The 9,148-nt window shown below is 62.4% G+C and carries 9 protein-coding genes; 3 read left to right on the forward strand and 6 right to left on the reverse strand.

Annotation, left to right across the window (positions count from 1 at the left end):
• Nucleotides 1–77 precede the first annotated feature (77 nt).
• From trxC to WG900_RS16960, 5 genes are read right to left on the reverse strand one after another with little or no spacing between them, the layout of a single operon-like run.
• A complete protein-coding gene (gene trxC, locus WG900_RS16940; RefSeq protein WP_339969006.1) occupies nucleotides 78–527 on the reverse strand; it encodes a thioredoxin TrxC in 450 nt (149 codons plus the stop codon).
• 5 nt (nucleotides 528–532) lie between these two features.
• Nucleotides 533–844, reverse strand: coding sequence for an ArsR/SmtB family transcription factor (locus WG900_RS16945; protein WP_339969008.1), 312 nt, complete (start codon nucleotides 842–844; stop codon nucleotides 533–535).
• Nucleotides 841–4,062: an efflux RND transporter permease subunit gene (locus tag WG900_RS16950; protein ID WP_339969010.1), complete on the reverse strand. Its 3,222-nt coding sequence runs from the start codon at nucleotides 4,060–4,062 to the stop codon at nucleotides 841–843. Before WG900_RS16950 ends, WG900_RS16945 begins: the two co-directional genes overlap by 4 nt.
• Complete coding sequence (locus WG900_RS16955) at nucleotides 4,059–5,084, reverse strand: efflux RND transporter periplasmic adaptor subunit (protein WP_339969012.1); 1,026 nt, start codon at nucleotides 5,082–5,084, stop codon at nucleotides 4,059–4,061. The genes WG900_RS16950 and WG900_RS16955 overlap by 4 nt, the downstream gene beginning before the upstream one ends.
• A gap of 40 nt (nucleotides 5,085–5,124) precedes the next feature.
• On the reverse strand, nucleotides 5,125–5,460 hold the full coding sequence (locus tag WG900_RS16960) for a rhodanese-like domain-containing protein (protein ID WP_339969014.1): 336 nt from the start codon (nucleotides 5,458–5,460) through the stop codon (nucleotides 5,125–5,127).
• Between the two features lie 194 nt (nucleotides 5,461–5,654).
• Here WG900_RS16960 and WG900_RS16965 point away from each other — a divergent pair, with 194 nt between their 5' ends.
• From WG900_RS16965 to WG900_RS16975, 3 genes are read left to right on the forward strand one after another with little or no spacing between them, the layout of a single operon-like run.
• Complete coding sequence (locus WG900_RS16965; protein ID WP_339969016.1) at nucleotides 5,655–6,935, forward strand: NAD(P)/FAD-dependent oxidoreductase; 1,281 nt, start codon at nucleotides 5,655–5,657, stop codon at nucleotides 6,933–6,935.
• Nucleotides 6,936–6,946: 11 nt separating this feature from the next.
• The gene (locus tag WG900_RS16970; RefSeq protein WP_339969018.1) at nucleotides 6,947–7,150 is read left to right on the forward strand and encodes a YgaP family membrane protein; all 204 of its coding nucleotides are present in this window, start codon (nucleotides 6,947–6,949) and stop codon (nucleotides 7,148–7,150) included.
• Between the two features lie 12 nt (nucleotides 7,151–7,162).
• Complete coding sequence (locus WG900_RS16975) at nucleotides 7,163–8,440, forward strand: TolC family protein (RefSeq protein ID WP_339969020.1); 1,278 nt, start codon at nucleotides 7,163–7,165, stop codon at nucleotides 8,438–8,440.
• Between the two features lie 170 nt (nucleotides 8,441–8,610).
• Here WG900_RS16975 and WG900_RS16980 read toward each other — a convergent pair.
• Nucleotides 8,611–9,148: IS6 family transposase (locus WG900_RS16980; protein WP_339969022.1), on the reverse strand; the 538-nt coding region annotated here is incomplete at its 5' end.

The raw sequence follows: 9,148 nt of genomic DNA on the forward strand, positions 1-9,148 counted from the left end.
AGACAAAGGCTACCAGCCAGAGCCCTCGCCGCGCCATTGCCGCAATGCCTCCCCTGACACCTTCTGGCCGCGACTTTTCAGCGCACAGCAAGTGCCTGCCTGGCCCAATTCACTATTGCCCCTTGAGGCAAGGCCCCGGATTGACGGGCAATCTCACTGCCGCTGGCGAAGAGAATCATCGTTGGAATGGAACGGATAGCGAAACGGGATGCAATTGCCTGCTGGGCTTCGGTGTCGACCTTGCCTAGCCGCACATAAGGCTCAAGTTGGGAAGCCGCCGCTTCAAAAGCGGGTGCCATCTGGCGGCAGGGTCCACACCAGCTCGCCCAGAAATCGACCAGCAGCGGTATGCCGCTCTTGTTCAGATGGGCGTCAAAATTGGCGGATCCCAAGGTTACGGGATGGCCGTCGAACAGGGCGGAAGTGCAGCGACCACACTTGCCACCAGCTCCCAGCTTGGCTCGCGGCACGCGATTGGCCGTAGAGCATTTCGGACAGATGATCAGGACCGGATCGGTTGTGTTCATCGCTGTCACTTGCCGGTTTCGCTGCACAGCTCGCACAGGGTATGGATGACCCCGCGCACGATCGGATCCTTGAGACTGTAAAAGCGGGTTTGCGCTTCTCCCCGAATGCTGACGACGCCCTCTTCGCGCAGCATTGCCAGGTGCTGCGAGACGGAGGACTGCGAAAGCCCGGCCAGTTCCACCAGTTCGGTTACCGAGACTTCGCCTTCATCCATCCGGCAGAGCATCAGCAGCCGTTCGGGGTGGCTCATCAGCTTGAGCCGCCCCGCCATCATTGCAGCATTGGCCTTGAGTTCGGAAAGATCGGTCGGCTTCATGCAAGAGGTTCCGGCAACGGGCGACCATCGTCGCGCAAGACTATGTAGATGGCTGGAATAACAAGCACCGTCAGCAAGGTCGAGGAGGCAAGGCCAAACAAAAGCGAAATTGCCAGCCCCTGGAAAATCGGATCGCTCAGGATCACCGCCGCGCCAATCATCGCCGCCGCTGCGGTAAGGACAATCGGCTTGAACCGGATCATGCCAGCTTCGAGCAAGGTTTCCCGCAAGCTCTTGTCCGGACTTCGCGTGTGGCCGATGAAGTCGACCAGCAGGATCGAATTGCGCACAATGATGCCGGCCAAGGCGATGAACCCGATCATCGAGGTTGCGGTAAATGGCGCCTGGAACAGGATATGTCCCAGCACGATGCCCACCAGCGTAAGCGGGATCGGGGTGAGGATCACCAAGGGGATCGTGAAGCTGCGGAACTGGCCGACCACCAGAACATAGATGCCGAGCAGCGCCACCATGAAGGCTCCGCCCATATCCCGGAAGGTCACCCAGGTAATCTCCCATTCGCCGTCCCACAGCAGCGAGGTCTTGCTCTCGTCCTCGGGCTGGCCGTTCAGGATCACGGTTGGCTTTTCCAATCCGTGGGCCTTCCAGTTGAAGTCTTCGATCGCCTTGTCGACTGCCAGCATACCGTAGATCGGTGCCTCGTATCGTCCGGCGAGTTCGGCGGTCACCATGGTCGCCCCGCGCCCATCGCGGCGGAAAATGACTTGTCCGCCCGGGTCCATTTTCGCGGTGACCAGTTCGCCCAGCGCCACCAGTTGACCGGTGGGCGTGGCGGCGACGGGTGTGGCGGCCAGCGAGGCGGACCAGCTGCGCTGCGACTGGTCGAGCGCAAGCTCGATCGGCAGCGGATCGCGTTCGTTGCCACGCGGCGCATAACCGACCACCTGCCCGCCGAGCAGCGCGCCGATGCTGTCGAACAGCTGGCGTTCGGACAGGCCATAGTGATCGAGCTTGGCCCGGTCGGGGATCAGTTTCAGCGTCGGGCGCGGCTGCCCGAAGCTGTTGTCGACATCGACGATGTAGGGCACCGCCTTGAAGATCGCCTCGACCTGCACGGCGGTCTTCTGGCGGGTGGCTTCGTCGGGGCCATAGATCTCGGCCAGCAGTGTTGCCAGCACCGGCGGCCCCGGCGGAGTTTCGACCACCTTGAGCGATCCTCCGGCAGGCAGCGGGATCGCTTTCAGCTTTTCACGCAGGTCCACCGCAACATCGTGGCTGGAGCGCGAGCGATCGCCCTTGGGCAGCAGGGTGATCATCAGGTCACCCATTTCGGGCGCGTTGCGCAGGAAATAGTGGCGGACCAGGCCATTGAAGTTGAACGGCGCGGAAGTACCCGCATAGGCTTCCATCGAGGTGACTTCGGGGACGGTCCTCGCGACGGATGCAGCCTGCTCCAATACCCGCGATGTCGTCTCGAGACTGGCTCCCTCGGGCAGATCGGCGACAAGCTGGACCTCGCTCTTGTTGTCAAACGGCAACAGCTTCACCGTTACTGCCTTGAAGTAGAACATCGAGCAGGCGACCAGCGTTGCGACGCCGACAATGATCAGGAATCGCTTGGCGCTCTGCGGCGTGGCAATGACCTTGCTGGCGTAGCGCTTGTAAAGCGCGCCCAGCTTGCCGCCGTGAGCGTCGTGTCCGCCATGAGCATCTGTTTCCAGTGTCTGCCTCGCAAAGCGGATCATCAGCCACGGCGCGATGATCACCGCGACGAAGAAGGAAAAGATCATCGCTGCCGAGGCGTTGATCGGGATCGGCGCCATGTATGGGCCCATCAGGCCCGATACGAACAGCATCGGCAGCAGGGCGGCAACCACGGTAAGAGTGGCAATGATCGTCGGGTTGCCGACTTCGGCCACGGCATCGACCGCTCCATCGATCCGGCTGCGGTCATCGTTCATCGCCCAGTGCCGGGCAATGTTCTCGATCATCACGATCGCGTCATCGACGAGGATGCCAATCGAGAAGATCAGCGCGAACAGGCTCACCCGGTTGATGGTGAAGCCCATGACGTTCGAGGCGAACATCGTCAGCATGATCGTGGTCGGAATGACGATGGCGGTGACGCCCGCCTCGCGCCAGCCGATGGCGAAGCCGATCAGAACGACGATCGAGACCGTCGCCAGCGCCAGGTGGAATATGAGCTCGTTGGCCTTTTCATTGGCGCTTTCGCCATAGTTGCGCGTGACGGACACTTCTACGCCCGCCGGAATCAGCGTTTGCTTGAGCCTTTCCACGCGCTCAACGACGCCTTGGGACACCGTAACCGCATTGGCCCCGGCACGCTTCGCCACGGCGAGGCTGACTGCTGGACCCATGTTCCAGCCATTTTTCTCATCCTTTGCCCAGCGCCAGGCGCGGGCCTGATTCTGGGTCGGAGCTTGCTCGACCTTTGCGACATCGGACAACAGGACCGGCGCGCCGCTGGCGGAGCGCACGGTCAGGCTTGAAAGCTCTTGCGCATCGCGCAGTGTCTGGCCGGCGACAACCAGCGCAGCCTGTCCGCCTTCGCGCACGGTTCCAGCCGGGAAGGCGCGATTGGCCTGGCTCACGGCCTCGATCAAATTGCCCAGCGGAACGCGGTAGAGCGCGAGCTTGGCCGGATCAGGCACCACGCGAAGCGCCATGTGCTGGCCGCCCGTGATAAATGTCAGGCCGACGTCATCGACCTTGGCGATCTCGGTCCTCAGCTTGCCCGACAGTTCGGCCAGCGCCTGATCGTTCCACACGCCTGCCGCGCCCGGTTTGGGGGTCAGGGTCAGAACCACGATCGGCACGTCATTTATGCCGCGCACGGTCACTTGCGGCGCGGGTATGCCGACGGGAATCCGGTCCTTGTTCGCCTCGATCTTTTCGTTGATGCGGATGGCGGCGTCTTCGGGGTTCGACCCCACAAGGAAGCGCGCGGTCACCAGCGCGCCATTATCCTGCGCCTGTGTATAGACATGTTCGACGCCATCGACGCTCTTGACGATCGTCTCGAGCGGCTTGGCCACCAGTTCGACCGCTTCTCGCGCCGACAGACCCGGTGCCTGGACCATGATGTCGACCATCGGCACCTTGATCTGCGGTTCTTCCTCACGCGGGATCGTGATCGTCGCCAGCAGGCCGACAAGAATGGCCGCCAGCAGAAACAACGGCGTGAGCGGCGACATGATCGTCGCCCGGGTGAGCTTGCCCGATATGCCCAGATTCACTTGGCCGTCCCGATCAACGTATCACCGGCGCTTGCGCCTGACAGGATTTCGACCTTGCCCGGCTCGACCGAAGCGGCGGCCTGGACGGGCACCTGCGCTGCCGAACCGTCCTTGGCGAGGAGGGTAACGTAATCGATGCCGTAGCGGTTGGTGACGTAGCCGGCCGGCACCAAAAGTGCCTTGCGCGAGCCAGTCTCGACCTTTGCGGCAACGCGGCGGCCGATCAGGCGGTTATCGATACCCGGCATGTCGACATCGACCGAAACCTGTCCGGCAGTGACGGAGGGGTAGAGCTTGATCACCGTGCCGACGCCCGAGCCGCCGCCGATACTGCTTGCGGTCACACGCGATCCGGCGTGGACCTTGTCGGCCAGCGATTCAGGCATTTCGAGGCGGACAATCGTGGGGCCTGCCGTGATCACCGCGATCGCCATGCCGGGCGCAACTGGTGAGCCGGCCGGGACATCGGCCCTGAGCACGCGGCCACTGGCCGGCGCGGTCACGGCGCCTTGCCCTGCCACGGCCCCGACAGCAGACTGTTGAGCCTGTGCGGCACGGATCTGGGCATTGGCCGCTGCGGCCGCGGCCTCTGCCTGTTCAAGCCGGGCCTTGGCGTAAACGCCGTTCTGATAGAGGAAGCGGATGCGCGACAGCTCGCCTTGCGCTTGTGCCGCCTGCGCTTGCGCCGCGGCAACCTGAGCGCCAAAGGCTCCGGCCTGATAGCCCAGCTGGCTATCGACGATGCGCCCGATGACCTGTCCTTTGGCGACCATGTCGCCTTCCTTGACTGTCAGGGTGGTCAAAATGCCGGGAATGCGGGCGAGAACCTGCGCCTGATCGACCGTGGCGATCTCTGCGCTCACGTCTTGCCAGTTCACGGTGTCACTGGCGGCAAGGACAAGGCGGGGCCCCGAAGGCGCCTTGGCCGTCTGCGCAGTGTCTTCTGCGCTGCTGCAGCCAGCGAGTGGCAGACTGAGAGCCACCGAGCTGAGCGCGGTCAAGGCCAGAACGTATCCCCGCATCGTCATTTCCCTTGCTGACGCATTTTATCGTTCGATCGACTTATCGTTCAACCGGCAGGCCAGCCGATTGCCAGGCGCCAAAGCCGCCTGCGAGGTGCGTATCGACTGCGGCCTGAGCCACGCTGCACTTGTCGAGCGCCATGCCCGAGCGTTTGCCGCCAAGACAGGTGAGCACCATTTTCCTGGCACCGACGTCCGGCAGCTTCGAAGCCTGAAACGTCGATAGCGGCATGTTGATTGCGCCGGGAATGTGCCCTGCGGCGAACTCGTCGACTTCGCGCACATCGACGACGACCGCAGCGCCTTCGCGCAGCATCGCATCGAGTTCCTGTGCAGAAAGTTCTGGATGCTTTGACTTGCCGAACCCAAAAACCATTTGCCTGTCCTTTCCTCGGAGAGACCGCCCGCGGCGGCCCTCTGCAAACTTTGTCGCTTGCTTATATCGTATTTACCTTATATGCGTCAATGACGATATAGTGACGTGGATCAATGACGCAACATGAACGGTGTGTGCTTTGTGATGCGATGCCTGATTGTAGATCAGCCAAGTTAGAATGCGGGAGCGCGCAAATGTCTTTGCCCCAGATCATAATTCTCGGTGCCGGCCTTGGCGGAACAATCGCTGCCTATGAAATCCGCGATGCCGCAAAGGGCAAGGCGGACGTCATGGTGGTCAATGACCAGGAGGATTACTGGTTCGTGCCGAGCAATCCCTGGGTGGCGGTGCGGTGGCGAGAACCCGATGCGATCAGGATTCATTTGCCCCCGATCATGAAGAAGAAGGGCATCGGCTTCACCGCAGTGGGGGCAAAGCGGGTGCATCCCCAGGAAAACCGGGTCGAGCTCAAGGATGGAACCTCGCTCCCTTACGACTACCTGGTGATCGCCACCGGCCCCGAGCTTGCCTTTGACGAGGTCGAAGGACTTGGCCCTGACGGCTTCACGCAGTCGGTCTGCCGCACCGACCATGCCTCTCATGCCGCCGATGCCTTTGACCGCTTTTGCGAGAATCCGGGGCCGATCGTGGTCGGCGCTGCCCAAGGCGCGTCATGCTATGGCCCGGCCTACGAATTTGCCCTGATCCTCGATACCGAGCTCAGACGCCGCAAGATCCGTGATCGCGTGCCGATGACCTATATCAGCCCGGAGCCCTATATCGGTCATCTGGGTCTCGACGGAGTGGGCGATACCAAGGGCCTGCTCGAGAGCGAACTGCGCAACCGGCACATCAAGTGGATCACCAACGCCCGCATCACCAAGGTGCAGGAAGGCACCATGCATGTCGAGGAAGTGGCGGACGACGGATCGGTCAAGTCGGCCCATGATCTGCCATTCGGCTATTCGATGATCCTCCCCGCTTTTCGGGGCATCACAGCCGTCCACGGCATTGAAGGGCTGACCAATCCGCGCGGGTTCATTCTCGCCGACAAACACCAGCGCAACCCGACCTTCAAGAACGTCTATTCGCTGGGCGTCTGCGTTGCGATCCCGCCGATCGGGCCGACACCGGTGCCGGTTGGCGTGCCCAAGACCGGCTTCATGATCGAATCGATGGTCACCGCCATTGCCGCCAATCTGAAGCTGGAACTCGATGGCAAGGAACCTGCCGAGGAAGCTACCTGGAACGCGGTGTGTCTTGCCGACTTCGGCGATGGCGGCGTTGCCTTCGTCGCCCAGCCGCAGATCCCGCCGCGCAACCTCAACTGGTCGTCGAGCGGCAAATGGGTGCATTTCGCGAAGATCGGGTTCGAGAAGTATTTCCTCCACAAAGTCCGGCGCGGCACCAGCGAACCCTTTTACGAAAAGCTGGCGATGCATGCCCTCGGCATCCGCAAGCTGCGGTTCAAATGAGGAGAATGGCCATGAAACTTGATGCTGCGGTATTCCGCTTCGCCGGTACGGTCGTCCTTGCCAGCCTTGCGCTGGCACATTGGGTCCATCCGGGATTTCTCTGGCTGACCGCTTTCGCGGGAGCCAACATGCTGCAGGCCAGCTTTACCGGCTTTTGCCCAGCGGCAATGATATTCAAGAAACTGGGTGTCAGGCCCGGTAACGCCTTCAATTGAATCGGGACTGACATGCGCCGCCTGATCGTGCCCCCAATCATGCAGTTGCTTGCGCTTCCCGGCCTTGCCGCCGCCGTTCCGGCATCGGCACAGGATCTCGCCACCTCGATCGCCGAGGCTTTGGCGAACACCCCCTCGCTTGCCGAAGCAAATGCTGGCGAGGCAGCGGCGAAGGCCCGGCTTGACCGGGCGCGTGCCGAGCGCAACCCGCTTTTGCGGGTTGAAGGCTCATACGGGGTTGGGCGGATCGACAACGGAGGGTTCTTCGGGATTACCGCCGACAATGTCTCCCCGCTTGCACTGCAGGCCACGGCAGAAATGCCGCTCTATGCCGGTGGCCGGATTTCCTCTGCCATCGATCAGGCCCGCGGCGGTGCGGATATGGCGCGCTTCGGAGCAGAGCAGGCACGCCTGCAAACCATCGTCCTTGCCGTCAGCACCTACACCGAGGTCCTGACCGCCCGCAAACTTGAGGCGCGTTACGGCCAGCTGGTCCGGGCGCTGACAGAGACCGAGCGGCAAGCGGGGCTGCGCTTTCGCGCTGGAGAGATTGCCAGTTCGGATTTGGCGCAGGCCCGGGCGCGATCTGGTGAAGCCTTTGCTGGTCTGGCGCAGGCGCAGGGCCGGCGCGCTTCGGCCGAGGCTGCATACCAGCGATTGACCGGAAAGCCTGCGGGCGATCTGGCAGCCCTGCCGGAATTGCCGAGTGTCCCGCCATCGCTCGATCAGGCGCTGGACATGGCCCGCACCTCCAATCCCGCGCTTCGGCAAGCAAAGGCCGGAGTCGATGTTGCGCGTGCCGGGGTGCGTTCGGCCAAAGGGGAAGGTATGCCCACCGTCGGCGCCTTTGCCGAGGCCGCGCATGTGCGCGATCAGTTCTTCCCGGGTTACAAGGCGGACTCGGTTGCTGTCGGTGTGCGCGGGCGCTGGACCTTGTTTGCCGGCGGGCGTGTCGCGGCGCAGACGCGAGTGGCAGATGCCGATCTGGATGCCAGCGAAGCAAGGTTGCGTCAGGCCGACCAGACACTCGCGGGTATGGTGATCGATGCGTGGCAGGGTCTGATTACCGCGCGGCGCATGGCCGAAGCTTCGCAGTTACGGACCAATGCTGCTGCCGAAGCCCTGCGCGGGACGCGGCTTGAAGCACAAGTCGGGGCCAAACCGACCCTCGCCGTGCTTGATGCAGAGCGCGAAGCAATCGAGGCCGAAGCAGCCCTGCTTCAGGCAGAGGGCATGCGGACGGTTGCAGCATGGCGGCTCAACGCCCTGACCGGGAACATTGCCCCGTGACCGACCAAGACTGCAGTCGGAGATGTCATCTGTGGATAGCCCCTGCGCTGCAAGGGGTAAATTGAGTTGATGATCTGATCTGTCGGGGTGCGGTCATCTGTCCGGCCGGCGCTGTCAGTCGGACCGCAACTCGTCTCCGATAGATGCGGCGAGACCCAAAGTTGCGACCGTCAACTGGCAAGCGACTGCCACTCGGCCAGGCAGGCCGAGCGACGTTCGCGGTAAGTTTCACGGTCGACGAGATGGCGTTCGGAATTGAAATGGTTGTGGAAGGAAGCGTGGACGGAAGCGAACTTTTGCAGCGTCTTCATCTGCCTGAATCTCAGCATCGCACGCTCTCGTCGTCGGAACGGAAGGTGGCTGTTTTCCACCTGATTGTTCTGCCAACGCCCCATCTCTTGGCGATCGAGATTGCCCAGCTCACACATCGCTGCAGGGTAGGATCGTAGTCCGTCAGTGACGATCGCCTCGGGCTTGCCGTGGCGCTTCAGCGCCTTCTTCATGAACGCCAAAGCCTCAGATTTGTCCCGTTTCTTGGTGACGTAGCTCTCCAGGATCTCCCCCTCCTGATCGACCGCACGCCACAGGTAGACCATCTGGCCGTTCAGTTTGACGTACATCTCGTCGAGGTGCCATTTCCACTGGCGGAAGCCGCGCATCTGGCTCACCCGCCGCCGCCGGATGTCGGCTGCAAACATCGGACCGAAC

The organism is Novosphingobium aquae, from assembly GCF_037572715.1.
GTDB lineage: Bacteria > Pseudomonadota > Alphaproteobacteria > Sphingomonadales > Sphingomonadaceae > Novosphingobium > Novosphingobium aquae.

Bases quoted from the DNA above. Each gene is read 5' to 3' on its own strand.
- trxC (WP_339969006.1), bottom strand. From the start codon at position 527: ATGAACACAACCGATCCGGTCCTGATCATCTGTCCGAAATGCTCTACG.
- WG900_RS16945 (WP_339969008.1), bottom strand. From the start codon at position 844: ATGAAGCCGACCGATCTTTCCGAACTCAAGGCCAATGCTGCAATGATG.
- WG900_RS16955 (WP_339969012.1), bottom strand. From the start codon at position 5,084: ATGCGGGGATACGTTCTGGCCTTGACCGCGCTCAGCTCGGTGGCTCTC.
- WG900_RS16960 (WP_339969014.1), bottom strand. From the start codon at position 5,460: ATGGTTTTTGGGTTCGGCAAGTCAAAGCATCCAGAACTTTCTGCACAG.
- WG900_RS16965 (WP_339969016.1), top strand. From the start codon at position 5,655: ATGTCTTTGCCCCAGATCATAATTCTCGGTGCCGGCCTTGGCGGAACA.
- WG900_RS16970 (WP_339969018.1), top strand. From the start codon at position 6,947: ATGAAACTTGATGCTGCGGTATTCCGCTTCGCCGGTACGGTCGTCCTT.
- WG900_RS16975 (WP_339969020.1), top strand. From the start codon at position 7,163: ATGCGCCGCCTGATCGTGCCCCCAATCATGCAGTTGCTTGCGCTTCCC.